The 23423-nt window shown below is 63.3% G+C and carries 23 protein-coding genes and 1 riboswitch; of the genes, 14 read left to right on the top strand and 9 right to left on the bottom strand.

Annotated elements, in window-relative coordinates; translation table 11 throughout:
* Positions 1–12: 12 nt before the first annotated feature.
* Positions 13–1011: a transcriptional regulator FtrA gene (gene ftrA / locus EB235_RS07565; protein WP_027031575.1), complete on the bottom strand. Its 999-nt coding sequence runs from the start codon at positions 1009–1011 to the stop codon at positions 13–15.
* A gap of 88 nt (positions 1012–1099) precedes the next feature.
* Between ftrA and EB235_RS07560 the strand changes: the two genes are divergently transcribed.
* Both EB235_RS07560 and EB235_RS07555 read left to right on the top strand, forming a co-directional pair.
* On the top strand, positions 1100–1519 hold the full coding sequence (locus EB235_RS07560; RefSeq protein WP_027031576.1) for a rhodanese-like domain-containing protein: 420 nt from the start codon (positions 1100–1102) through the stop codon (positions 1517–1519).
* A gap of 58 nt (positions 1520–1577) precedes the next feature.
* Positions 1578–2045: a GNAT family N-acetyltransferase gene (locus tag EB235_RS07555; RefSeq protein ID WP_032925618.1), complete on the top strand. Its 468-nt coding sequence runs from the start codon at positions 1578–1580 to the stop codon at positions 2043–2045.
* Positions 2046–2092: 47 nt separating this feature from the next.
* On the opposite strand, the gene phaR is transcribed toward EB235_RS07555, so the two are convergent.
* A complete protein-coding gene (gene phaR / locus EB235_RS07550; RefSeq protein WP_027031577.1) occupies positions 2093–2701 on the bottom strand; it encodes a polyhydroxyalkanoate synthesis repressor PhaR in 609 nt (202 codons plus the stop codon).
* 302 nt (positions 2702–3003) lie between these two features.
* Between phaR and EB235_RS07545 the strand changes: the two genes are divergently transcribed.
* From EB235_RS07545 to EB235_RS07515, 7 genes are all read left to right on the top strand, one after another.
* Positions 3004–4188 carry an acetyl-CoA C-acetyltransferase gene (locus tag EB235_RS07545; RefSeq protein ID WP_027031578.1) on the top strand — a complete coding sequence of 395 codons (1185 nt, stop codon included), beginning with the start codon at positions 3004–3006 and terminating at the stop codon, positions 4186–4188.
* A 122-nt stretch (positions 4189–4310) separates the two neighbouring features.
* On the top strand, positions 4311–5036 hold the full coding sequence (gene phbB, locus EB235_RS07540) for an acetoacetyl-CoA reductase (protein WP_027031579.1): 726 nt from the start codon (positions 4311–4313) through the stop codon (positions 5034–5036).
* 173 nt (positions 5037–5209) lie between these two features.
* Positions 5210–5512 carry a hypothetical protein gene (locus EB235_RS07535; RefSeq protein ID WP_155256428.1) on the top strand — a complete coding sequence of 101 codons (303 nt, stop codon included), beginning with the start codon at positions 5210–5212 and terminating at the stop codon, positions 5510–5512.
* Between the two features lie 232 nt (positions 5513–5744).
* On the top strand, positions 5745–9125 hold the full coding sequence (locus EB235_RS07530; protein ID WP_027031580.1) for a helicase-related protein: 3381 nt from the start codon (positions 5745–5747) through the stop codon (positions 9123–9125).
* A 15-nt stretch (positions 9126–9140) separates the two neighbouring features.
* A complete protein-coding gene (locus tag EB235_RS07525; protein ID WP_027031581.1) occupies positions 9141–9527 on the top strand; it encodes an RNA-binding S4 domain-containing protein in 387 nt (128 codons plus the stop codon).
* A gap of 236 nt (positions 9528–9763) precedes the next feature.
* Positions 9764–10102: a ferredoxin FdxA gene (gene fdxA / locus EB235_RS07520; protein ID WP_027031582.1), complete on the top strand. Its 339-nt coding sequence runs from the start codon at positions 9764–9766 to the stop codon at positions 10100–10102.
* Positions 10103–10472: 370 nt separating this feature from the next.
* On the top strand, positions 10473–11054 hold the full coding sequence (locus EB235_RS07515; protein ID WP_010911999.1) for a CarD family transcriptional regulator: 582 nt from the start codon (positions 10473–10475) through the stop codon (positions 11052–11054).
* Positions 11055–11136: 82 nt separating this feature from the next.
* Here EB235_RS07515 and EB235_RS07510 read toward each other — a convergent pair whose 3' ends face one another.
* From EB235_RS07510 to EB235_RS07500, 3 genes are all read right to left on the bottom strand, one after another.
* Positions 11137–11910, bottom strand: a complete 774-nt coding sequence (locus EB235_RS07510) for an amino acid ABC transporter ATP-binding protein (protein ID WP_027031583.1) — start codon at positions 11908–11910, stop codon at positions 11137–11139.
* Complete coding sequence (locus EB235_RS07505; RefSeq protein WP_027031584.1) at positions 11907–12587, bottom strand: amino acid ABC transporter permease; 681 nt, start codon at positions 12585–12587, stop codon at positions 11907–11909. Before EB235_RS07505 ends, EB235_RS07510 begins: the two co-directional genes overlap by 4 nt.
* Positions 12588–12824: 237 nt before the next feature.
* A complete protein-coding gene (locus tag EB235_RS07500) occupies positions 12825–13598 on the bottom strand; it encodes an amino acid ABC transporter substrate-binding protein (protein ID WP_027031585.1) in 774 nt (257 codons plus the stop codon).
* Between the two features lie 324 nt (positions 13599–13922).
* On the opposite strand from EB235_RS07500, the gene EB235_RS07495 reads away from it, so the two are divergent.
* Positions 13923–14780, top strand: a complete 858-nt coding sequence (locus EB235_RS07495) for an RNA polymerase factor sigma-32 (RefSeq protein ID WP_027031586.1) — start codon at positions 13923–13925, stop codon at positions 14778–14780.
* A 50-nt stretch (positions 14781–14830) separates the two neighbouring features.
* On the opposite strand, the gene EB235_RS07490 is transcribed toward EB235_RS07495, so the two are convergent.
* The 4 genes from EB235_RS07490 to thiB all read right to left on the bottom strand — a co-directional run bounded on the left by EB235_RS07490 (position 14831) and on the right by thiB (position 19961).
* Positions 14831–16300 (bottom strand): M48 family metalloprotease, encoded by a 1470-nt coding sequence (locus EB235_RS07490; RefSeq protein WP_027031587.1) that lies wholly within the window; start codon positions 16298–16300, stop codon positions 14831–14833.
* 260 nt (positions 16301–16560) lie between these two features.
* On the bottom strand, positions 16561–17337 hold the full coding sequence (thiQ, locus tag EB235_RS07485) for a thiamine ABC transporter ATP-binding protein (RefSeq protein WP_027031588.1): 777 nt from the start codon (positions 17335–17337) through the stop codon (positions 16561–16563).
* Positions 17330–18955, bottom strand: a complete 1626-nt coding sequence (thiP, locus tag EB235_RS07480) for a thiamine/thiamine pyrophosphate ABC transporter permease (RefSeq protein ID WP_027031589.1) — start codon at positions 18953–18955, stop codon at positions 17330–17332. The genes thiQ and thiP overlap by 8 nt, the downstream gene beginning before the upstream one ends.
* 7 nt (positions 18956–18962) lie before the next feature.
* Positions 18963–19961 carry a thiamine ABC transporter substrate binding subunit gene (gene thiB, locus EB235_RS07475; protein ID WP_027031590.1) on the bottom strand — a complete coding sequence of 333 codons (999 nt, stop codon included), beginning with the start codon at positions 19959–19961 and terminating at the stop codon, positions 18963–18965.
* A gap of 43 nt (positions 19962–20004) precedes the next feature.
* A riboswitch (TPP riboswitch) is annotated at positions 20005–20119 on the bottom strand.
* Between the two features lie 88 nt (positions 20120–20207).
* Here thiB and EB235_RS07470 point away from each other — a divergent pair.
* From EB235_RS07470 to EB235_RS07455, 4 genes are all read left to right on the top strand, one after another.
* On the top strand, positions 20208–20867 hold the full coding sequence (locus EB235_RS07470) for a thiamine diphosphokinase (RefSeq protein ID WP_027031591.1): 660 nt from the start codon (positions 20208–20210) through the stop codon (positions 20865–20867).
* A gap of 1 nt (position 20868) precedes the next feature.
* Positions 20869–22689, top strand: a complete 1821-nt coding sequence (locus tag EB235_RS07465; protein ID WP_027031592.1) for an ABC-F family ATP-binding cassette domain-containing protein — start codon at positions 20869–20871, stop codon at positions 22687–22689.
* A 165-nt stretch (positions 22690–22854) separates the two neighbouring features.
* On the top strand, positions 22855–23097 hold the full coding sequence (locus tag EB235_RS07460) for a type II toxin-antitoxin system CcdA family antitoxin (protein WP_027031593.1): 243 nt from the start codon (positions 22855–22857) through the stop codon (positions 23095–23097).
* Positions 23097–23396 carry a CcdB family protein gene (locus tag EB235_RS07455; protein WP_027031594.1) on the top strand — a complete coding sequence of 100 codons (300 nt, stop codon included), beginning with the start codon at positions 23097–23099 and terminating at the stop codon, positions 23394–23396. The genes EB235_RS07460 and EB235_RS07455 overlap by 1 nt, the downstream gene beginning before the upstream one ends.
* The last annotated feature ends 27 nt before the right edge of the window (positions 23397–23423 follow it).

Genomic DNA, 23423 nt, shown 5'->3' with positions numbered 1-23423 from the left:
CGGACGAAATCGTCAGGCGGACTTGGCATTGGTCCCGAACCGCGCACGATACGCAGCGGGCGTCGTGGAGAACTGCTGACGGAAGTGATGACGCAAGGTCCCCGCCGCGCCAAATCCGGCGGTCTCGGCAATCCGCTCGATCGGCATGGCCGTATCTTCCAGCAGTGTGCGCGCTCGCGAAAGCCGCTCCGAGAGCAGCCAGCGCGCCGGCGTGACGCCGGTTGCGGCCGCGAACCGGCGCAGGAATGTCCGCTCGCTCATCCCGGCCAGGTCCGCCAGGACAGCGACGGGATATTCGGCGGAAATATTGGCACGCATTCTGTCGATCAAGGGACCCAGCCGGCTGCGTTCGTGCGGCTCCGGAACGGAACTCTCGACATACTGCGCCTGACCGCCGTCGCGGTGCGGCGGCACAACCAGGCGTCGCGCCACCATGTTGGCCGCCTTGGTGCCGAAGTCGCGCCGCACCAGATGCAGGCAGAGATCGATGCCGGCAGCGCTGCCGGCCGATGTCAGCACATTTCCCTCATCGATGTACAAAACGTCCGGGACCACGGTGATGTCGGGATACATCTCCCTCAGTTTCTCGCTATAGCGCCAATGTGTGGTCGCTCTTTTGCCTGCAAGCAGTCCGGCGGCGGCAAGCACGAAGACGCCAGAACAGATCGAAAGAATTCGAGCACCCTTCTCGTTTGCCTTCCGAAGCGCCTCGATCAGCGACGGCGGCACGGGGGCATCTGGTCCGCGCCATCCAGGCACGACCACTGTATCGGCCTGGCCGATCAGATCCGTACCGCCATCAGCGACGATGCGCACGCCGCCCAGCGCGCGCATTTCACCGGGGTCGATCCCGGCAACCGCAAAACGGTACCAATCCTCGCCCATTTCCGGCCTGGGCAAGGCAAAGACTTCAACCACCACACCAAACTCGAACGTGCATAAGCCGTCATAGGCAACGGCAACGACAAGAGGGTTGGCAGGGCGCGGATTGGCGGGCGGAAGATTTGGCATGATCTTGACGATATATGGCAAAGCTGCCAGCTGCAATCACCCTGCCCGGGTGCTTTATCTCCGTCGCATCAGCAATGGAGATACGAGAATGAGCTACGTGACGGACATTGCAGCGGCATCGCCGGAGATTGCCCGGGACCACTTTTTGCGCCGGCTTTCCGTCGAGACCGATTGCTCCGACGTCGCAGCAGCGCTGCGCGGCGGAGAGCCGGACTTTGTCCTTCTGCATGTGGTCGGTTCTCCGGAAGCCTATGAACGCCGCCATGTGCCCGGCGCGCTGCATCTGCCGCACCGCGAAATCAATGCAAAGCGGATGGCACAATGGCCGGCAGGCACGCTGTTCGTCGTCTATTGCGCCGGACCGCATTGCAATGGCGCGGACCGGGCGGCCTTCAAGCTGGCCGGTCTCGGCCGGCCGGTTAAGATCATGATCGGTGGCATTTCAGGCTGGCAGGACGAAGATCTCCCCTTCGCTTCAGGCAAGGAGCCTGGTGTCTTGCGCGCATGATCGCCAGCCCGAGGCCCGTGCGCCAACCAGACAAGATCGGCAACGAGGACAAAAAGACATGCGCAACGCGGCGATTACCGTCCGTCCGTTCGAGCGGCGGGATGTCGGCGCGGTGCTGGTCCTCATGCGGGCACTCGCGGTCTTCGAGGGCTATGACGACAAGTTCCGCGTCACCGAGGCCGACCTGATCACGCATGGGCTGGGGCCATCGCCCCGCTTCGTTGTGTTTGTGGCGGAGCGAAAGGACGTTATCGTCGGCATCGCCGTCCACTACATCATCCCCTGGACTTACGATCTGAAGCCTGTCGTCTGGCTTAAGGAACTTTATGTCGCCGAGGCGGCGCGCGGCATGTCGGTCGGCCATCTGCTTGTTGAACGGCTTCGCCGATACGCCGCAGACATTGGCGCATCCGCCATCAAATGGACGGTGCTGAAATCCAACATGCCGGCCAAGGCTTTCTATCGCTCGCTCGACGGGCGGGCCGACGATATCTGGGAATTGTGGCAGATGACGATCGACGGGTAACGCACGGCCGGATTTGACCTAAACGCTACGCCTGACCGGCTGCCTGCTCACGACATCGTGTCGAGTTTGCGCTGCATGGCCGCGATCTGGCTCTTCAGCTCCTGAAGGTCGTCGGGTTTCTCCGGCGTTTCCTTCTTGGCCGGCTCGGCGGGAGCCGCGGCTGGCGTGGAGCCGGCTGGCGGGAACGGCGTGAACAGCCGCATCGCATTCTGGAACATTTCCATGTTGCGGCGCGTCTGCTCTTCCAGCGCCTTGATCGGCGTCGCAATCTTCATCACGTCGAGCGGCGACTTGCCGATGGCGCCCTTCATCTGCTCGCGAAAGCGCTCCTGCTCCTTGGAAAAGGCCAGCATCGACTGTTCGAGGAAGCTCGGCACGATCATCTGCATCTGGTCGCCATAATAGGCGATCAACTGGCGCAGGAACGGGATCGGCAGCATGTTCTGCCCATCCTTGTTCTCCAGTTCGAAAATGATCTGCGTCAGCACCGGATGCGTGATGTCATCGCCGGTCTTGGCGTCCTGGACGGTGAACTCCTCGCCCTTCTTGACCATCTCGGCCAGATCCTCGAGCGTCACATAGGTGCTCGTCCCCGTATTATAGAGGCGGCGATTGGCGTATTTCTTGATAATGATCGGGTCGTCTTTTGCGGCCATCTGCATCCTCCCCGGACACCGGCTGGCCTGAGTAAGCAGCCGGTAACGATTGCGCCTTTTCAAAGGATATGCGCAAAAGCGTCATAATTCCAAGCAGTTTGTGCAGTGCGGCATCATTTAATGCTGCAGGGCGGGCACAATATGCTGCGCAGCAATGCAAGGACCGCCTCCATGGCAACATGCGGCCTGCTTGCGGCGCATGGGCGCCATGCCCATTTCCGGTTTGACTTGGATCATGGAAAGGGCAAGAAAAGTCCCCAACAATGCCCAAAAACACGACAGCTCGAAGTCTGGAGAAGAAAATGTCCTCTGCCAATTCCATCGTTGTCGCCAGTGCCGCGCGCACGGCCGTTGGATCTTTCAACGGTGCTTTCGCGGCCACCCCGGCGCATGAACTCGGCGCCGTCGTCATCAAGGAGCTTTTGTCGCGCGCCGGTGTCGAGGCCGCCGAAGTTGACGAGGTGATCCTCGGTCAGGTGCTGACCGCGGCCCAAGGCCAGAACCCGGCCCGCCAGGCCTCGATCATTGCCGGCCTGCCCAAGGAAACCACTGCCTGGGGCCTCAACCAGGTTTGCGGCTCGGGCCTGCGCGCCATTGCGCTCGGCATGCAGCAGATCGCCACCGGTGACGCCAAGGTGATCATCGCCGGCGGCCAGGAGTCGATGTCGCTGTCGCCACACGCCGAGCACCTTCGCGCGGGCGTCAAGATGGGCGACTACAAGATGATCGACACCATGATCAAGGACGGGCTGTGGGATGCCTTCAACGGCTATCACATGGGCAACACCGCCGAGAACGTCGCGCGCCAGTTCCAGATCACGCGTGACGACCAGGACCAGTTCGCACTGGCCTCGCAGAACAAGGCCGAGGCCGCGCAGAAGGCCGGCAAGTTCAAGGACGAGATCGTTGCCTTCACCATCAAGGGCAAGAAGGGCGACACCATTGTCGACCAGGACGAATACATCCGCCACGGCGCAACGATCGATGCCATGACCAAGCTGAAGCCGGCCTTCGACAAGGACGGCACCGTGACCGCCGCCAACGCTTCCGGCATCAATGATGGCGCGGCCGGCGCGCTGCTGATGAGCGAAGCGGAAGCCGCAAGGCGCGGCATCACCCCGCTGGCGCGCATCGTCTCCTGGGCAACCGCCGGCGTCGATCCGGCGATCATGGGCACCGGACCCATTCCTGCCTCGCGCAAGGCGCTGGAAAAGGCTGGCTGGTCGGTCGGCGATCTTGATCTGGTCGAGGCCAACGAGGCTTTCGCCGCGCAGGCCTGCGCGGTCAACAAGGACATGGGCTGGGATCCCTCGATCGTCAACGTCAATGGCGGCGCCATCGCCATCGGCCATCCGATCGGCGCCTCGGGCGCCCGCATCTTCAACACGCTTGTCTACGAGATGCGGCGCCGCGGCGCCAAGAAGGGCCTCGCCACCCTGTGCATCGGCGGCGGCATGGGCGTCGCCCTGTGCATCGAAGCACTCTGAAAAAAGTGAGTAGTGAATAGGGAGTAGCGAATAGGGAAGAATGGCTTCAGCGCGGCGGGACGCCAAATCCCTACTCGCTATTGGCTACTCCCTACTCACTCTTCCGACCAAAGGGAGGAAATATGACCAAGGTTGCAATCGTCACGGGTGGATCGCGCGGCATCGGCGCGGCGATCTCGATCGCTTTGAAAGCCACCGGCTATTCGGTTGCCGCGAACTATGCCGGCAATGACGAGGCGGCGGCGAAGTTCAAGGCCGAGACCGGCATTCCGGTCTACAAATGGTCGGTCGCCGACTATGACGCTTGCGCCGCCGGCATCAAGCAGGTCGAGGCCGACCTCGGCCCGGTCTCGGTGCTGGTCAACAATGCCGGCATCACCCGCGACGCCATGTTCCACAAGATCACGCGCGAGCAGTGGAAAGAAGTCATCGACACCAACCTTTCCGGCGTCTTCAACATGACGCATCCGCTGTGGGGCGGCATGCGCGACCGCAAGTTCGGCCGCGTCATCACCATCTCCTCGATCAACGGCCAGAAGGGCCAGGCTGGCCAGGTCAACTATTCCGCCGCCAAAGCCGGCGACATCGGCTTCTCGAAGGCTCTCGCCCAGGAAGGTGCCCGTGCGGGCATCACCGTTAACGTCATCTGCCCCGGCTACATCGCCACCGAAATGGTCAAGGCGATCGACGAGAAGGTGCTCAACGAGCGCATCATCCCGCAGATCCCGGTTGGCCGCCTCGGCGAACCGGAAGAGATCGCGCGCTGCGTCGTCTTCCTCGCTTCCGAGGATGCCGGCTTCATCACCGGCTCGACCATAACAGCCAATGGCGGCCAGTACTTCGCCTGAGACATTCAACGGCTTCTGGCTGTAACGAGCGGACCGGGAAACCGGTCCGCTTTATCTGATGCTTTGGGCTCTCGAAACGCCCCGCTGCGACGCGATGATCCAATCCGGCACGCAAAGGTTAACGCCGGCAGGGCCGCCTGTGCGAACCCTGTGGTCAAGCCTGTGGATTGTCGGTGGATAAGCTGTTCACAATACAAGATATCGGCGGAACAAAACGGGAAAATACCGCCGGTGCTGCTTTGTCGCCTATTCGTTCCGGCTCTGAGCGGAAATTAACGTTAATGGCCCGGAATCGCCTGCAATGCCTTAACACCCAATTCAGAAAGATTAACAATTTCATAATCTTGGGTGAAGAGCATCGCGTCATTTCCTTCGTTTCCCGGCAAAGGTTAAGGACGAACATCGCCCAGCATAAAACGGGCCAGTTCGGTGATTCAGCATGTGGTGAGACTCACGGTCACGAAATCCACATGTAGCCGTGAACAAAAGCTGAATCTGCGGGAGTCACTGATTCGTCGCCGTTTCGTTCCAGACTCGTTCCAACTCTTAATCAGCGACCATTTTGGAGCTTGACACAGACCCTTCTCGCCGCCGACGGAACATTCCGCTTTCGCTTTCCCCCCGAAATCCCTATGTGTCGCCTGTCATACGCGCCACCCAAGGCACGCTCCCGACAAACAGAGGCCAGAAAGCCTTATTTCCAGACCGATGAACATCCAGCCGAAACACACCGAGCCGCTGATCCTGTCGGGCCGCGACGTGACCGCCGTGCTTGGGCCGACCAACACCGGCAAGACCCATCTGGCCATCGAGCGCATGGTGGCGCACGAAACCGGCGTGATCGGCCTGCCGCTCAGGCTGCTGGCCCGAGAAGTCTACGCCCGTGTCTGCGAGAAGGTCGGTGCCCACAAGGTCGCGCTGATCACCGGCGAGGAGAAGATCCAGCCGCCGGGCGCGAAATATTCGGTCTGCACAGTCGAAGCCATGCCGCGCCAGACTGACGCCGCCTTCGTCGCCATCGACGAGGTGCAGCTCGCCGGCGACCTCGAGCGCGGCCACATATTCACCGACCGCATCCTGCATCTGCGCGGCCGGCAGGAAACGCTGCTCTTGGGCGCGGCCACCATGCACGGCATCCTGCAGCGCCTGCTGAAGGGCGTCTCGGTGGTGACGCGGCCGCGGCTGTCGCATCTCGCCTATTCCGGTTCGAAGAAGTTGACCCGCCTGCCACGGCGTACCGCGATCGTCGCCTTCTCCGCCGACGAGGTCTATGCCATCGCCGAGCTGATCCGTCGCCAGCAGGGTGGAGCGGCCGTCGTACTCGGTGCGCTCTCGCCACGCACCCGCAACGCGCAGGTGGCGCTGTTCCAGTCGGGCGATGTCGACTATCTCATTGCCACCGACGCCATCGGCATGGGCCTCAACCTTGATCTCGACCATGTCGCCTTTGCCCAGAATCGTAAATTCGACGGCTACCAGTATCGCAATCTGACGGCTGCTGAACTCGGCCAGATCGCCGGTCGTGCCGGCCGTCATCTGCGCGACGGCACTTTTGGCGTCACCGGCCAGGTCGATCCGCTCGACGAGGACCTGGTCAAGAAGATCGAAGGCCATGATTTCGAGCCGGTGAAGGTGCTGCAGTGGCGCACCGCCCATTTCGATTTCGCCAGCCTCGATGCGCTGAAGCGCTCGATCGAGACCAATGCGCCTGTCGAAGGGCTGACGCGCGCGCTGCCGGCCGTCGATGCGCAGGCGCTTGAATATCTGTCACGCGATGGAGATATCCGCGCGCTCGCCACCGATGCCGAGCGCGTGGCGCTGCTGTGGGAAGCCTGCGCGCTCCCCGATTACAGGAAGATCGCTCCGGCCCAGCATGCCGATCTCATCGCCTCGATCTACATGGACCTCGCCCGCCACGGCCATGTCGACGAAAACTACATGGCCGAGCAGGTGCGCCGCGCCGACACAACCGAGGGCGACATCGACACGCTGTCGCATCGCATTGCTCAGATCCGCACCTGGACATTCGTGTCGAACCGGCCCGGCTGGCTGGCCGATCAGGCACACTGGCAGGAAAAGACGCGCGAAATCGAAGACAGACTGTCGGATGCGCTGCATGAACGGTTGACGAAACGCTTCGTAGACCGCAGGACTTCCGTCCTCATGCGGCGCCTTAGAGAAAATACCATGCCTGAAGCCGAAATTAGCCCTACCGGAACCGTCCTTGTCGAAGGCCATCACGTCGGCGAGTTGCAAGGGTTCCGCTTCACCGCCGACCAGACCGCCGGCGGCGAAGACGCCAAGGCCGTGCGCACCGCCGCGCAAAAGGCGCTGGCCGCCGAATTCGAGGCGCGCGCCGAACGTTTCGGCGCTTGCGCCAATGGCGACCTCGCGCTTGGCTCGGATGGCACACTGCGCTGGATCGGCGCGCCGATCGGCACGCTGGTTTCAGGCGAGGACGCGCTGAAGCCCCGCCTGATATTGCTGGCCGACGAACAACTGACCGGCCCGGCGCGCGACAAGGTCGCCGCGCGCGCCGAACGTTTCGTCAATTTCCAGATCGAGTCGCTGCTGAAGCCGCTGGTCGACTTGAAGAACGCCGACCAGATTTCCGGCATCGGCCGTGGCATCGCCTTCCAGCTGGTCGAGAATTTCGGCCTCATCAACCGCCGTGACATCGCCGAGGAGATGAAGTCGCTCGACCAGGAAGGTCGCGCGGCCCTTCGCCGGCTTGGCGTGCGCTTCGGCGCCTACCATGTCTTCGTGCCGGCGCTGATCAAGCCCGCACCCGCCGGACTGGTGACGCTGCTGTGGGCACTGAAAAACGACGGCAAGGACAAGCCGGGATTTGGCGACGTCGTCCATGCGCTGGCGTCGGGCCGCACTTCGGTGGTCATCGACCCAACCTTCGACAAGGCCTTCTACAAGCTTGCCGGCTACCGCAATCTCGGCCGCCGCGCCGTGCGTATCGACATATTGGAGCGGCTGGCCGACCTGATCCGTCCGGCGACCAACTGGAAGCCCGGCCTCGGCCAGCGCCCGGACGGCGCCTATGACGGCCAGTCCTTCATGGTGACGCCGCCGATGATGTCGATCCTCGGCGCCACCGCCGACGACATGGAAGAGATCCTGAAGGGCCTGGGCTATCGCGCCGAACCGAAGCCGCCCGCCGAGGTCAAGGCGCGGCTCGAAGCGCAGGATACCGCCGCACGCGAAGCCGCCGCTACAAAGCTTGCGGCGGAAGAGGCCGCCCGCGCCGAGCAGGCCAAGGCAGCCGAAGCGGTCGCAATCGATACAGCTGCGGAGGCCTCCGTCGAGGGTTCGGAACCGGCCGTTGCCGTGGAGGCCGCCGTCGAAACTCCAGCCGAAATCATCGCCGAAACGGCAGCAGAGCCTGTCGCGGAAGAGCAGGCGGAAGCTCCGGCCGAGGAAGGGCCTGCAACGGAGGCTGTCGCCGCTGCTGCTGAACCTGCCGCCGAGCCAGAGGCGGAAGCCGAATCTGCCGAGTCCGCACCGATGGAGCCTGTTGCCGAAGCTGCGCCGGCAACGGGAGCGGTTTCGGACGAGCCTGCCGTGGTGGTCGAGGCGCCCACTGACGCGCCCGCCGCGGAAGCCGAAGCGCCCAAGCCGATCCTGCTGTGGCGTCAGGGCCGCTTCGAACAGCGTCCGCGCCATCACGAAGGCCGCAACAACCGCCAGCGCACCGGACAAGCGCGTGGACACGGCAATGCACCGGCCGATGCGGCCGGCGCACCGGCCACGGCTGCACCGGGAGAACGTCCCGCCCATGAAGGGCGGCGCGACGGTGCCGCCAAGCCGCGCTTCGACCGCTCGAAGTTCAAGCCCAAGCCGGCCGCCGAAGGCGAACCGCGCCGCGAGGGCCGCCCGCAGGGCGAGCGTCCTGAACGCCGCGAGGGTCGGCCTGACTGGAAGGGTGGCAGGCCGGACGGTAAGGGTGGCCCCGATCGCGGCAAGGGCGGCGCAAAGCCGGCCTTCCAGCCGAAGCCGCGCGAGGAGCGCCCGGTGCGCTTCGATCCGGACTCACCCTTCGCCAAGCTCGCCGCCTTGCGCGACCAGCTGAAGAAGTAAAACCGGCGCGCTTCGATGGTTGCTGAAGGCCGCCAGCGCATCGACAAATGGCTGTTCTTCTCGCGGGCGGTGAAATCGCGCTCGCTGGCGGCCAAGCTGGTCGTCGCCGGACGCGTGCGCATCAATCGCGACAAAGCAGCGCAGGCCTCCGATCTGGTCAAGCCCGGCGACGTGCTGACCATCACGCTCGACCGTCGCATTTTCGTCTGGAAGGTGCTCGGCGCCGGTGTCAGGCGCGGCCCGGCCGAGGAAGCCCGCACCCTGTATGAGGACATGTCGCCGCCGCCTGCGCCAAAGGGCGACGCCCTTCCCAATGCCATCCCGGCGCTGCGCGAGGCCGGCAGCGGCCGCCCGACCAAACGGGAGCGCCGCCTGACCGACCGCTTGATTGGCGAAGATTGAGGCGTGCCGACCGGAACGCGCGCCGCGATCTCAGGTTAACGGCGTAGGCGGGACAGAACTGAACCCGGCAAACAAGACGCTCCACGCGACATCACACGCCCCCGGCGTGTTGGCTGCCTGGAATTCCATTCCGAGAACACCGAGGCCGCCGGGCATGGCCGCCCTTGCAAGCGGCTGATAAAGGCGTTACCTCACGGAAAAAGCCCAATAAAGCTGGGACGTCCCGGAGCCTACCGATGACCTATGTCGTGACCGACAATTGCATCAAATGCAAATACATGGACTGTATCGAGGTCTGTCCGGTCGACTGTTTCTACGAGGGCGAGAACATGCTCGTCATTCATCCCGACGAGTGCATCGACTGCGGCGTCTGCGAGCCCGAATGCCCCGCCGACGCGATCAAGCCCGACACCGAGCCCGGCCTCGACAAGTGGCTGCAGGTCAACACTGAATACGCCGAGAAATGGCCTAACATAACCGCCAAGAAGGAACCGCCGGCCGACGCCAAAACCTTCGACGGCGAAGCCGGCAAGTTCGAGAAGTACTTCTCCGCCGAGCCCGGCGAAGGCGATTGACAATGCGGCCGTAAAGGCTGGTATTACGCAGCGTAAGAGACATGCCACAGTAACCGCCTTGACAGGCGGGGCTGACCTGTGGCCTTCGCGAATGCAGCAAAACCTTGATTCTTCCGACTTTTTGTGTTACATCAGCGAAACATGCCGGTGACACAACGTCGATTTATGGCGCAGACGCCCCAAATCACTGAAAGGTGAAAATCCCACTCCGGACCAGAGCGATCTGGGCCAGGCGGTCGCAATTCGTGCGGTTTGCCGGTCCCGGCCTTTCCGGTGGGTTCATCAGTTGTGCGGCTAACGATCGGTTTCCCCGGTCGCACGAGTTCGGGCCGGCAGGACGCCGGTACCACAACAAGGAGTTCAGGGCGTAATGGCAACGATCACCCCGCAGAAGAAGTCCACCGGAGCGCGCCACGGTTTCAAGACCGGCGAATACATCGTGTACCCGGCGCACGGCGTCGGCCAGATCGTGTCGATCGACGAGCAGGAAGTGGCTGGTCACAAGCTGGAACTGTTCGTCATCGACTTCCAGAAGGACAAGATGCGCCTGAAGGTGCCGGTCGCCAAGGCGACCTCCATTGGCATGCGCAAGCTTTCGGAAGAGGATTATGTCGAGCGCGCGCTGAAGGTCGTGCAGGGCCGCGCCCGGGTGAAGCGCACCATGTGGTCGCGTCGCGCCCAGGAATATGATGCCAAGATCAATTCGGGCGACCTGATCTCGATCTCGGAAGTCGTGCGCGACCTCTACCGCGCCGATAACCAGCCGGAGCAGTCCTATTCCGAACGCCAGCTCTATGAGGCGGCACTCGACCGCATGGCCCGCGAGATCGCGGCCGTCAACCGCATGTCGGAAACCGAGGCTGTGCGCCTGATCGAGGTGAACCTCAACAAGGGCCCTAAGCGTGGCGCCAAGGCCGACAATGAGGAAGCCGAGCAGGAAGAAGCTGCCTGATCGCTTTCGAATAGGAATCCATGAAGAACCCGGCCTCGCGCCGGGTTTTTTGTTTTTCGAACAGGCGAAACAAGGGACGCGCCTACGCCTGGCCCCCGCCCTCCTTCTCAGCCTCCTGCTTCAGCGTCGCGATGAACCGCTTCGTCCGCTGCTGTTCCGGATTGCCGAACAGCATGGCGGACGGCCCCTTCTCGACGATGACGCCGGCGTCGAGGAACACCGCTTCCTGCGCGATCTTGGAGGCGAGGCGCAGATCATGCGTCGCCATCACCATGGTCGTGCCTTCGCTGGCGAGCTTGCCGAGCACATCGACCACCTCCTGCGCCAGTTCCGGATCGAGCGCCGAAGTCGGCTCGTCGCAGAGCAGCACTTTTGGTGATGGCGCCAGCGCCCGCGCGATCGCCACGCGCTGCTGCTGGCCGCCTGACAGCGTCGCCGGCCAGGCATCGGCCTTGTGCGCCATGCCGACCTTTTCCAGCAGAGCGAGCGCCCGCTCGCGCGCCTTCTCCGTCGGCCATTTCAGCACCGTCACAAGCCCTTCCATGACATTCTCGATCGCGGTGCGGTGCGGGAACAGCTGAAAATTCTGGAACACCATGCCGGTCTGCAGGCGCAGGCGCTGGATGTCCCGAGCCGAGACCTTGCCGCCGGGATGGAATTCGAGCGTCTCCTCGCCGATGCGCACCGTGCCTGAGGTCGGGATCTCCAGCAGGTTGATGCAGCGCAGCAGCGTGCTCTTGCCGCCGCCCGAAGGGCCGACAAGTGCCGTGACGCTGCCTTCAGCGATGGCAACCGTCACGCCCTTCAGCACGAGATTGTCGCCGAAGCGCTTTTCGATGTTGCTGAGGCCGATCATGAGCGTGCCTCCAGGAAGCCGCCATAGCGGTTGAGCCGGGTTTCCAGCCGGGTCTGCAAGGCCGACAGCACCGAGCTCAGCGCCAGATAGAGGATCGCCGCCTCGACATAGAGGATCAGCGGCTCATAGGTGGTGGCGACGATGCGCTGCGCTGCCTGGAACATCTCCGGCACGGTGATGGCAGCCGCCAGCGAGGTGTCCTTGACCAGCGAGATGAAGGTGTTGGAGAGAGGCGGCACCGCGACACGGCCGGCCTGCGGCAGGATGGTGCGCCGCATCGCCTGGCTCCAGGTCATGCCGATCGAATAGGCAGCTTCCCACTGGCCTTTCGGCACCGAGCCGATGGCGGCACGGATGATTTCCGACGTGTAAGCGCCGATGTTGAGCGTGAAGCCGATCAGTGCCGCCGTGAAGGCGTCGAGCAGGATGCCGGCCGACGGCAGGCCGTAGAAGATCAGGAACAGTTGCACCAAAAGCGGCGTGCCGCGGAAGATCCAGACATAGAAGCGCACCAGCGCGACCACCGGCTTCGGTCCGAACAAGCGGCCAAGTGCTGCGCCCAGACCGACCGTCAAGCCGAGGACGAAGGACAGCAGCGTCAACGGCACGGTGAAGATGAGAGCGGCCCAGAGCAGCGAAGGCAGCGACTCCAGCATCAGTTGCAGCCAGTGCGGCACGAAGGACCCTCCAGACTGAAGCAATTCCAGGGAAAGTGTTAACGGTTTTCCGTCCGGAATTGCGTAAAAACAAAGAGTTGGAGCAGTACGCCGTTTCCGTGAAACGGTGAACTGCTCTGGTCAAGGCAGCTTCATCGAAGCGCTAATGCGCCATATCACGACAAAAGCGGCGGGCCGTCAAAGACGGCTCGCCGCTGGGCATGTTGCATAAGACCGGCCGTCGACCGGCCCCGGAAATTACTTCGAAACGTCCTGGCCGAAATAGGTGTCTGCGATCTTCTTGTAGGTGCCGTCGGCCTTGATGTCGGCCAGCGCCTTGTTGATGGCAGCGACCAGTTCCGGATCGCCCTTGCGCACGATGACGCCGGAATAGTCGGCGTTTTCCTCTTGCGCGGCGATCTTCACATTGGCGTCGGGCTTGTGCTTCTTGAAGTCGAGGAAGGACAGGCTGTCATTGATGGTGGCGTCGGCGCGGCCGGTCAAAAGCAGCTGGATCGATTGGTCGAAGCCGTCGGTGCCCACGAGTTCGGCGCCGTTCGTCTCGGCCAGCTTGCCGAAGTTCGAGGTCAGCGACTGCGCCGACTTCTTGCCCTTGAGATCGGCGAAGGTCTTGATGTCGGTGTTGTCGCCGCGCACGATCAGCACTGCCTTGGAGGCGATGTAGGGATCGGAGAAATCATACTTGGCCTTGCGGGCGTCGGTGATGCCGACTTCATTGATGACGGCGTCATAGCGGCTGACGTCGAGACCGGCGATCAGCCCGTCCCACTTGCCTTCGAGGAACTCGGCCTTGACGCCGAGCTTGTCGGCGATCGCCTTGGCGATCTCGACGTCGAAGCCGACCAGAGCGCCGGAGGCATCATGATAGGTGAACGGCGCATAGGTGCCCTCGGTGCCGACCTTAAGCACGCCCGCCTGCTTGATCTGATCGAGATTGGCGCCGGCGTGACCAGCGGTGATCGCCAGGGCCTGCAGCGTTCCGGCGACGATAAGTGACTTGAGCCATTTCATTTTTCTGTGATCCCGTCCTTGGCCGGTTACCCGGCATGTTGTGAGGGCTGGAAAATGGCAGATGCAACCGGAAAAAATAAGGAACTTGATTTCAAAAACATCGTGTTTCTGAAATCAGATTCTCGAAACGCCGTTTCTTGGCGACATTCGAAGTCGTTACTGGCCCGTGCGCACATCGTTCAAGCAAGATGATCCGCCTGGCAACAGCCAGGGAACCATTCCCGCACACCGTACGTTTTGGCTGTTCTAGGGCGCGACGCCGCGATTTCAACCGGTGCCCTGCCGAGTTCGTAACGTCAGTCATATCGCCCCAGGGAGCGCCTCATGATGCAAGACACGGCAGGACGGATCATGGTCCGCGCGGCAATGAAAGCTCCCTACCTTGAACGCGACGAGGAACATCGCCTGGCCCTGCTCTGGAAAGAAGACAAAGACCAGAACGCGTTGCACTGCATCACCGTCGCCCATATGCGGCTGGTCATTTCCATGGCCACCAAATTCCGCCATTACGGTCTGCCGCTCGGCGATCTGATCCAGGAAGGCCATGTCGGCCTGCTCGAAGCTGCCGCCCGCTTCGAGCCCGAGCGCGAGGTGCGGTTCTCGACCTATGCGACGTGGTGGATTCGCGCCTCGATGCAGGATTATATCTTGCGCAACTGGTCGATCGTGCGCGGCGGCACCAGTTCGGCGCAAAAGGCGCTGTTCTTCAATCTCAGGCGCCTGCGTGCCCGGCTGGCGAACGGTGCGGAGCCGCTCTCCAACACGACCCTCTACCGCGAAGTGTCGGTAGCGCTTGGCGTCTCCGAGGCTGATGTGGCGATGATGGATTCACGGCTGTCGGCGCCGGACTCGTCGCTGAACGCGCCGCTTGCCGATGATACGGGTGCAACCGAGCGGATGGACTTCCTGGTCTCGGACGACCCGCTGCCCGATGAGATCGTCGGCGACAAGATCGATGTCGCGCGCCGCTCGCTCTGGCTGAAAGAGGCGCTTCAAGCGCTCAACGCACGAGAACTCAGGATCATCGAGGAGCGCCGGCTGAACGACGAGGGCGCGACGCTCGAATCCCTCGGCGAGACACTGGGCATCTCCAAGGAACGCGTACGCCAGATCGAGGCCCGCGCCATGGAAAAGCTCAAGGTCGCGCTGGTGGCTCAGAACCCGGAATTCATGGCTGCGTAGGCAGGCAGGTTGTGTCCACGGTGCGTTAAAGGGCGCCGCGTGGACGCGGACTACTTGTCGGTGACGATCTTGACCTTGTCGCCGGCCGAAACCGCGGCCCCTGGCGAAAGCGCGTTGAGCACCCGGAACAGGTCGAGCTTGCGATCGACGCCGACCATCTGCGCGGAGAGCGAGCCCATGGTCTGGCCCGGCTGCACGGTGAGCACGCGGATATGCAGCGGCTTCAAGGCCGCCTTTTCTTCAGGGCTGAGGATACGGAACGACCCGCTGACCGAGCGCGCCACCGTATCCAGCGAGGTGCTGGCCGAAGGTGCGGCGGTCAACAGCCGGTAGACCTGGCCGCCGGCGCGGATCACCGCGATGTCGAACTGCCAGCCTTCGGCACCGGCATGGGCCGTCGCCGCCTCATTGCCGTTGATCGTTTCCTGCTTGACAGTGCTGTCGACGAGACCGGCAACCCAGCCGCTTCTGATATAGTCGGTCAGCGCCCGGTTCTTGTCGATCGAAACGCCGTCGAAGCGGATCGCGATGTCGCCCGGCCCGGTCGCCGTCACCGCTGCCGCCGAATTGTCGATGATGAAACCGTCCGGGACCGTGAACGACACACCGAGCCCCGGATGCAGGAAGGTCTCGCCGCGCACATAGCCTTCTTCCGGCGTGTCGCCATAAAGCAGGCCGTCTATGCCGGCCAGGAAGGAATCGCGGTCACGCGTGCCAAAGCCGGGCGCGCCGAACTGGCGGGCGTGGCGCTGCGCCAGATCGATACGCTGCGGCGTGTTGGGGTGCGTCGCCAGGAAGTCGAGGCTGGCGTCGGTGGCACCTGATATCGAGCGGAAATCGGTATAGGCCGACATCGACTGCAGGAAGCGGCCGGCGGCATAGGGATCGTAGCCGGCCTCACCGATCGACTTGATGCCGATGGCATCGGCCTCCAGCTCCTGGTTGCGCGAGAACTGCGCCAGCCTGAGCTTGCCGCGGATCAGAGCCGCCTTGGCGGTCGGGCTGTCGCCCAGCACGTCCGAGACCACCTTGGTCGCCAGGCCTTCCTCGGCTTCGAGCTGCTGCCGTTGCAAGCCGTGATTGGCGGTGACGTGGCCCATCTCATGCGCGATGACGGCGGCGAGTTCGGACGAATCATTGGCCAGCGCCAACAGGCCGCGCGTGATGTAGAGGTAGCCGCCCGGCAGCGCGAAGGCGTTGACGTTGGGCGAATTGAGGATGGTGATGCGATAGGTCTGGGTCGGGTTGGCCGACACCACGGTCAGATTGCCGACGACCTTGGCGACCATGCGCTCGAGCTTGGGATCGGAATACTCGCCGCCATAGGTCGCCAGGATGCGCGGGTGCTGCGCCTTGGCCATCTCGGCGAGCTTGCTGTTGGCGCCGACATTGTCGACCGTGATCGGCTTGTCGGATGGCTGAAAGCCGGATTCCTGCACATCCGGCGGCGTGAACATCTGGCAACTGGCCAGGGCCACAGCAAAGCCGGCCAGGGCGAGAAAGCGCGCCAGCGGGTTCATTCGTACTTTGTCAGCGCCGATCGCCAGAACGGCTTCCTTTCAGGTCCTGGCGCATGACGACGAAAATCCCTTGCGATCTTCGAAGAGTGTCACGCGCCACTTCAAACAGCTACAGCATCCGTCGCACGTCGCTTGGGGCGGACGGCGGATGCTGTAGGCAAATCACGGCCTGCGCAGGACCGGTATTGAGCGGACCTAGCCACACTACTCCAGTCATGGCAAGCAAGCGCCATATCGCCTCGAACCGGTTTGGGCGTAAATTATGTCCGCTTCCGGGCAATATCTCGTGATCCAGCCGTGTGGATGTTTGTGCCAACATAGCGCCGGAACGCCTCCGGACCAGCCCCGTAAAAAAAATCGTCCGCAGTGCCTTTGGCCGCGACGCTACCATTGTCCAGAAACACCACATTCTGGCCGATGCGGCGGGCATCCTCCGGCTGGTGCGTCACGAACAGCACCGTCATGCCGCGTTCTGCATGCAAGCCGGCAACCAGGTCGAGCATATCGTCGCGCAAGGCGGGTCCGAGCGACGCAAAGGGTTCGTCGAGCAACAGCACCGGCCGATCGCGCACCAGCACACGTGCGAGCGCCACACGCTGCCGTTCGCCGCCGGAGAGTTCGCGCGGCAGGCGTTTTTCCTTGCCGGCAAGGCCGGTGCGCGCCAGCGCCCCGGTGATATCAGCGCGGTCGGCCTCGGTCAGCCGCAGCGATGGCGAGCGGCCGAGCCCGACATTCTGCTCGACGGAAAGATGGGCGAAAAGGTTGTTTTCCTGGAACACCATCGACACCGGGCGCACGGCCGGCGGCGCGGCGACGACATTGGCCCCGCCGATCAGCACACGGCCGGACTGAGGTGTCTCGAAGCCGGCGACCAGATTGAGCAGCGTCGACTTCCCCGAGCCGCTCGGCCCCATGACGGCGGTGATTTCCGCCGCGGCGAAGGCGACATCGAAGGTGAGCGGCGCCTCGCCATAGCTGAACGAGACCTTGTCCAGCCGCACCGGAACACCCTTCCTGTCCTTCGTCCCGTCAGACATTGCAGACCTTTTCCCTTCCTAGCCAGTCCGCTGCCAGCACCAGTGCAAGGCAGACCAGGCCAAGCAACAGCGCCAGGCCAGCGGCGTCCTCGGTGCGGTAGCTGCCCATGCGCGAAAGCAGAAGGTAGGGCAAGGTCTGCACGGAATCACTGCCGAACAGCGCGATGACGCCGAGGTCGCCCAGTGACAGCGCCATGGCGAAGGCGAAAGCGGTGGCGAGCGGCCGCCGCAAGGATGGCCAATCGACCAGCCGCAACCTTGCCCAGCCGGAAATGCCGAGCTGCGCACAAAGCCGCTCGTGACGCTCGCTCGCCGCATCATAGGCGGGACGGACGGCGCGCAGCGCGAATGGCATCGCCATCACCGCATTGACGGTGACGACCATGACCGGGGCGATGGCAAAGACATCACCGGCATGGCGGAGCAACAGGAACCAGCCGGCGCCGATGACGATCGGCGGCACGACCAAGACAAAACCTGCGCCGGTATCGGTTGCGTGTTCGAGCAGTGTCTTTGGGCCGGCGCGGCGGCCCAGCGCCAGTGCCCGGCGGGCTATGGTGAGAGCCAGCGACAGCATCACCGAAAGCAGCGCCGACAGGAAGGCGAGTACAGCGCTGGTCAGCGTCGCCTGCCGGACAGTGGCCTCACCGGCCAACCGGCCGAGATCGGCGCCCAAACCGGCGATCACCGTGGCCACCATCGGTCCGACAACGAACAGCAACGCCAGCACGATGAGCGCGGCGTTGAGCGACACCTCGGCTCTGTTGACTGAGAGATAGCGGCGCGGCGCGACCGGCAGGCTGGCATCGCCAATGACATTGGCGCCAAGCCGGGTCAGCGCCAGCACCACGATGAAGGTCAAGGCGATCTGCAGCAATGTCAACGTCACCGCCCGCGCGGGATCGAAGTCGAAGCGCAGCGCCTGGTAGATACCAACCTCCAGCGTCGTCGCGGCCGGTCCGCCACCGAGCGTCAGAACGATGGTGAAGGAGGTGATGCAAAGCATGAAGACCAGCCCGGCAACCCCGGGCAAGGCTGCGCGCAGCGTCGGCCATTCGATCAGCCGGAACGCCGGCCTTGCGCCCATGCCAAGCTGGCTCGCCAACCGCCATTGGTCGGCCTGTATGGTCTGCAGTGCCTCGAGGAACAGCCGTGTTGCCAGTGGCAAATTGAAGAAGACATGGGCGACAAGAATGCCGGACAGACCGTAAATGCCTGGCCAGCCCTGGCCGCCGATGGCACTGAACAGGCCGGCGAAATAGCCGGCGCGGCCGTAGAGCGCCAGGATGCCGAGCGCCGCGACGATCGCCGGCAGCGCCAGCGGCACGGCGAAAAGCTGCAGGATGAAGGCGCGGCCGAAAAAGCGCGGATGCCGCGACAGGGCACGCGCCACGAACAGCGCCGGGATGACTGAAAGGAGGGTCGAGAGCGCGGCTTGCCAGAGCGTGAAGCGGACAACGCGCAGGAGGTAGAAATCCAAGGCGGCCCAGGCGCCCGAAAGGTCATGGGCGCCTTCGACAAGCAACCCGGCAAACGCGCCGCCGATCAGCAATGTGATAGCGGCGAGCGCGATGATGCCGGCGGTGATGCGAGGATCTGTGGGATTCGCCGGCGCCATTGCGTCGTTACTTGCTCATCACCGCCAGCCATTCATCCACCCAGGCCTTGCGGTTGGCGGCAACCTCTTCGGGGCTGAACAGCAAGGTCTTGGTTGGCTTGACCAGTTTGTCGAAGGCCGGGTTGAGCGGCTTGTCGGTCTTGCCGGCCGGGAACATCCAGTTGGTCTCGGGGATCGCGTCCTGAAACTTCGGTCCGGTCATGAAAGCGATGAACTTTTCCGCCAGCGGGTTCTTCGCTCCAGTCGTGGTGATACCGGCGACTTCGATCTGCAGATACTCGCCTTCCTCGAAGGACGCCGCCTGGTAGCGTTGCGTGTTCTCGGCGACCATGTGGTAGGCGGGCGAGGTGGTGTAGGACAGCACCATCGGCGCCTCGCCCTTGGTGAACAGGCCATAGGCCTCGCTCCAGCCCGGCGTTACGGTCAGCACTTTCGTCTTGAGCTTGGCCCAGGCCTCCGGCGCCTTGTCGCCATAGACCGACTTGACCCACAAGAGCAGGCCGAGACCGGGTGTCGAAGTGCGCGGATCCTGGATGACGATCTTGTCGTCGGCGCTGCCTTCGACCAATTCCTTCAGGCTTTTTGGCGGCGTCTTCAGCTTTTCGGTGTCATAGACGACGGCAAAGTAGCCGTAATCAAAGGGAACAAAAGTATCGTCGCTCCAGCCGCCCGGCACGTTGACATCGCTCACCGCGCCATGCGGGGCAAACAGGCCTGACGCCTTGGCATCGGCGGTGAGATTGGTGTCGAGGCCGAGCACGATATCGGCCTTCGTCGATGCCCCTTCCAGCTTGACGCGGTTAAGCAGTGCCACGCCATCGGCGACCGAGACGAACTCGACATCGCAGCCGCATTCGGCCTCGAATTCCTTCTTCACCACGGGGCCGGGACCCCAGTCGGCGGTGAAGCTCTCATAGGTGTAGACGGTGAGCTTGTCCTTGGCCAAGGCCGGCCCGGACAGCACCACGATCATGGCTGAGGCAAGAGAGTATAAAAGCGTGCGCATCGGCGCCTCCTTCGTTCGAATTGAAAGGAATTGAGGCGTCGGACTGTCCGAAACGTCTAATCCCTCCGCCGGTACAAACCGGATCAGGTTCAGCGGGTTGGCGATACTGCCTCTCAGCCGGTCCGCGAAGATCGCAGCCGGCACCCCGTTAGAGCGTTTCGACACATAGGCCCGGCCGACGAACCACGCAAGTGGCAGTTTGCCGGCCTTCCGTTTCGGCTGCCGGGCTGGTAAGGGCCACGGGATATGAGCACATTCACCATCCTGCTTGGCGGCGATCTCATCCGCACGCCCCGGCTCGACCGCCAGGTCGAGAGCACGCGCGTCATCGCCGCCGATGCCGGCATTGGCCATGCGCGGCTGCTCGGCCTTGTGCCGGAACTGTGGGTGGGTGATTTCGATTCAGTGCCGGCCAATCTGCCGGACGCTCTCGCCGCCGTGCCCCGCCAGACCTTTCCGGCGGAGAAGGACAAGACCGATGGCGAACTGGCGATCGCCGCGGCACTTGAACGCGGCGCCACCCGACTGGTGCTGGCGGGCGCGTTCGGCGGCAAGCGTGCCGATCACGCCTTCCTGCATCTGGCGCTCGCCCTGCGGCTGGGCGAGGCCGGAACGGACGTGCTGCTGACCAGCGGCGCCCAGGAAGCTGTACCCCTGCTGGTGGGAAAGGCCCGCTTCGACTATGCCGACGGCACGTTGTTTTCGATCCTCGGCTTTTCCGAACTTGCCGGCCTGACCGTTACAGGCGCCAAATGGCCGCTGAGCAAGGTCGAGGTTGCCTTCGGCTCGTCACTGACCATCTCCAACGAGGTCAAGTTCGACAAGACTGGGGGTCGCCTCGAAATCGCGCTCGGTCACGGTCGCGCCCTGCTACTCGCTCATCCCTTTCCCTTGCCCGAAAGCTGACATGGCCCCGCCCCTTCTCAATCTCGACGGGATAAAGTTGACCTTCGGCGGCACACCACTGCTCGATGGTGCTGCCTTGTCGGCTTCAGCCGGCGACAAGATCGCACTGGTCGGCCGCAACGGCTCTGGCAAGTCGACCCTGCTCAAGATCGCCGCCGGTATGATTGAGCCGCAGGACGGCGAAGTGTTTCGCCAGCCCTCGGCGACCGTCCGCTATCTGCCGCAGATGCCCGACATGGAAGGTTTCGCCACCGTGCGCGCCTATGTCGAGGCCGGGCTCGGGCCCGCCGACGATCCCTACCGCGCCAGCTATCTGATGGAGCATCTCGGCCTGTCGGGCGAGGAGCGGCCGAACGATCTGTCGGGCGGTGAGGCCAGGCGCGCCGCCCTTGCCCGTGTCATGGCGCCGGAGCCTGACATTCTGCTGCTTGATGAGCCGACTAATCATCTTGATTTGTCCGTCATCGAATGGCTTGAAGAAGAGCTCATCCGCACCTCTTCGGCACTGATCGTCATCTCGCACGACCGCCGCTTCCTCGAGCGCGTGTCGCGCGCCACTGTCTGGCTCGACCGTGGCCAGACCCGCCGGCTGGACAAGGGCTTTGGCCATTTCGAGGAGTGGCGCGATCAGGTGCTGGAAGAGGAAGAGCGCGAGCAGCACAAGCTCGGCCGCCAGATCGTGCGTGAAGAGCACTGGCTGCGCTATGGCGTGACGGCGCGGCGCAAGCGCAACATGCGCCGGCTGGGCGAGTTGCAGACCATGCGCAAGAATTTTCGCGGCCATCGCGGCGCCGAGGGTTCTGCGACCATGGTGGCCAGCGATGCTGCCGAATCCGGCAAGCTGGTGATCGAGGCGAGAAACATCGAGAAGAGCTTTGGCGATCTCACCGTGGTCAAGGGCTTCTCGACCCGCATCCAGCGCGGCGACCGTGTTGGCCTCGTCGGCCCCAACGGCGCCGGCAAGACGACGCTTTTGAAGATGCTGACCGGTGAGTTGGCGCCGGACGCGGGCTCGGTGCGGCTCGGCACCAATCTGGAGATCGCCACGCTCGACCAGAAGCGCGAGGCCGTCGACCCGCAGGAGACGCTGGCGCAATACCTCACCGATGGGCGTGGTGAAAACCTCGTCATCAATGGCGAGCAGCGTCATGTCGTCTCCTACATGAAGGATTTTCTGTTCAAGCCGGAGCAGGCCCGCACGCCGGTGCGAGAACTGTCCGGCGGCGAGCGGGCGCGGCTGATCCTGGCGCGTGTGCTGGCGCGGCCGGCGAACCTCCTGGTGCTTGATGAGCCGACCAACGATCTCGACATGGAGACGCTGGAACTCTTGCAGGAACTGGTCGCCGGCTTCGCCGGCACCGTCATCCTGGTCAGCCACGACCGCGACTTTCTCGACCGAACCGTGACCAGTCTGATCGCGCCGGATGGCGACGGGCGCTGGATCGAATATGCCGGCGGCTATTCCGACATGCTGGCACAGCGCGGCGGAACCCGTCTCGACGACCGCAAGGCGCGGGCAAAAGCCGAGGCCGGCGACGCGCCGGCACCGGGCAAGAGCGAACCGGCAGCCCCAAAGGGACCGGCGAAGAAACTGTCGTTCAAGCAGAAATTCGCGCTGGAATCCTTGCCGAAGAAGATCGAGGCGGTGACCACGTCGATCTCGCGGCTTGAGAACAACATCGCCGACCCCGCCTATTACGAGCGCGATCCCGCCTCGTTCCAGAAAACCATCGCCGCCCTCGACAAGGAACGCGCGACGCTGGCAGCACTCGAGGAAGAGTGGCTGGAACTGGAGATGTTGCGCGAGGAGATGGAAGGGTGAGAAGCGCTCGGCCGTAGGCCGATCAATCGGCAACGATTTGTCGATTGAAGCGACGAACGCCCGGAGCCATAGCGGAGGGCCGGGCGCCTCACCTATAACCATTCGCTTGATTATTGCTCCTGCACGAGAATGCGCATATGTTATGCGCATGTTGCGGAGGCCATTATGCGTAAGATTGCCTTGAATGCGATCCGTCAGCCTGCAAATCTGTCGATCGATTCCAACCTCATGCGGGAAGCCAAGGGGCTAGACGTGAATGTCTCGCGCGCTGCGGAAGCTGGCATTGCGGAAGCGGTGGCGGCTGAAAAAACACGGCTGTGGAAGCTTGAGAACCGCGCCACCATGGATGCCTGGAACGACTATACCGAAAGGAACGGCATTCCGTTGGAAGAGTATCGGCAGTTCTGATGCCTCGATATGACGTCTTCGCAGGTCGCGTCGAAGGCAGCTATCTGCTCGACGTTCAATCCGACCTGCTCGACAATTTCAAGACTCGGGTAGTCGTCCCACTTCTGCCGGTCGCAATGGTGCCGCCGCCAATGCGAAAACTTCATCCGATATTCGAGATCAACGCCCGGAAGCTGGTTATGGCCACACACCTTATTGGCACCGTTCCGGTGAGCGAATTGGGCGAAAGTCGGTTGAACCTGACGAGGCATCGCGACGACATCGTCGCCGCACTCGACATGCTGTTCCAGGGCTTTTGAACGAAGGAGGCGGCCGGGCGGAACCCT

The sequence above is a fragment of the Mesorhizobium loti R88b genome (assembly GCF_013170845.1).
GTDB lineage: Bacteria > Pseudomonadota > Alphaproteobacteria > Rhizobiales > Rhizobiaceae > Mesorhizobium > Mesorhizobium loti_B.
The sequence above is the reverse complement of the archived record's forward strand: the minus strand, read 5'-3'. Positions and strand labels throughout refer to the sequence as shown.

What these genes read in the sequence shown, in the direction of transcription:
- ftrA (WP_027031575.1), bottom strand. Translation starts at nt 1,011, where the DNA reads ATGCCAAATCTTCCGCCCGCCAATCCGCGCCCTGCCAACCCTCTTGTC.
- EB235_RS07560 (WP_027031576.1), top strand. Translation starts at nt 1,100, where the DNA reads ATGAGCTACGTGACGGACATTGCAGCGGCATCGCCGGAGATTGCCCGG.
- EB235_RS07555 (WP_032925618.1), top strand. Translation starts at nt 1,578, where the DNA reads ATGCGCAACGCGGCGATTACCGTCCGTCCGTTCGAGCGGCGGGATGTC.
- phaR (WP_027031577.1), bottom strand. Translation starts at nt 2,701, where the DNA reads ATGGCCGCAAAAGACGACCCGATCATTATCAAGAAATACGCCAATCGC.
- EB235_RS07545 (WP_027031578.1), top strand. Translation starts at nt 3,004, where the DNA reads ATGTCCTCTGCCAATTCCATCGTTGTCGCCAGTGCCGCGCGCACGGCC.
- phbB (WP_027031579.1), top strand. Translation starts at nt 4,311, where the DNA reads ATGACCAAGGTTGCAATCGTCACGGGTGGATCGCGCGGCATCGGCGCG.
- EB235_RS07530 (WP_027031580.1), top strand. Translation starts at nt 5,745, where the DNA reads ATGAACATCCAGCCGAAACACACCGAGCCGCTGATCCTGTCGGGCCGC.
- EB235_RS07525 (WP_027031581.1), top strand. Translation starts at nt 9,141, where the DNA reads ATGGTTGCTGAAGGCCGCCAGCGCATCGACAAATGGCTGTTCTTCTCG.
- fdxA (WP_027031582.1), top strand. Translation starts at nt 9,764, where the DNA reads ATGACCTATGTCGTGACCGACAATTGCATCAAATGCAAATACATGGAC.
- EB235_RS07515 (WP_010911999.1), top strand. Translation starts at nt 10,473, where the DNA reads ATGGCAACGATCACCCCGCAGAAGAAGTCCACCGGAGCGCGCCACGGT.
- EB235_RS07510 (WP_027031583.1), bottom strand. Translation starts at nt 11,910, where the DNA reads ATGATCGGCCTCAGCAACATCGAAAAGCGCTTCGGCGACAATCTCGTG.
- EB235_RS07500 (WP_027031585.1), bottom strand. Translation starts at nt 13,598, where the DNA reads ATGAAATGGCTCAAGTCACTTATCGTCGCCGGAACGCTGCAGGCCCTG.
- EB235_RS07495 (WP_027031586.1), top strand. Translation starts at nt 13,923, where the DNA reads ATGATGCAAGACACGGCAGGACGGATCATGGTCCGCGCGGCAATGAAA.
- EB235_RS07490 (WP_027031587.1), bottom strand. Translation starts at nt 16,300, where the DNA reads ATGAACCCGCTGGCGCGCTTTCTCGCCCTGGCCGGCTTTGCTGTGGCC.
- thiQ (WP_027031588.1), bottom strand. Translation starts at nt 17,337, where the DNA reads ATGTCTGACGGGACGAAGGACAGGAAGGGTGTTCCGGTGCGGCTGGAC.
- thiP (WP_027031589.1), bottom strand. Translation starts at nt 18,955, where the DNA reads ATGGCGCCGGCGAATCCCACAGATCCTCGCATCACCGCCGGCATCATC.
- thiB (WP_027031590.1), bottom strand. Translation starts at nt 19,961, where the DNA reads ATGCGCACGCTTTTATACTCTCTTGCCTCAGCCATGATCGTGGTGCTG.
- EB235_RS07470 (WP_027031591.1), top strand. Translation starts at nt 20,208, where the DNA reads ATGAGCACATTCACCATCCTGCTTGGCGGCGATCTCATCCGCACGCCC.
- EB235_RS07465 (WP_027031592.1), top strand. Translation starts at nt 20,869, where the DNA reads ATGGCCCCGCCCCTTCTCAATCTCGACGGGATAAAGTTGACCTTCGGC.
- EB235_RS07460 (WP_027031593.1), top strand. Translation starts at nt 22,855, where the DNA reads ATGCGTAAGATTGCCTTGAATGCGATCCGTCAGCCTGCAAATCTGTCG.
- EB235_RS07455 (WP_027031594.1), top strand. Translation starts at nt 23,097, where the DNA reads ATGCCTCGATATGACGTCTTCGCAGGTCGCGTCGAAGGCAGCTATCTG.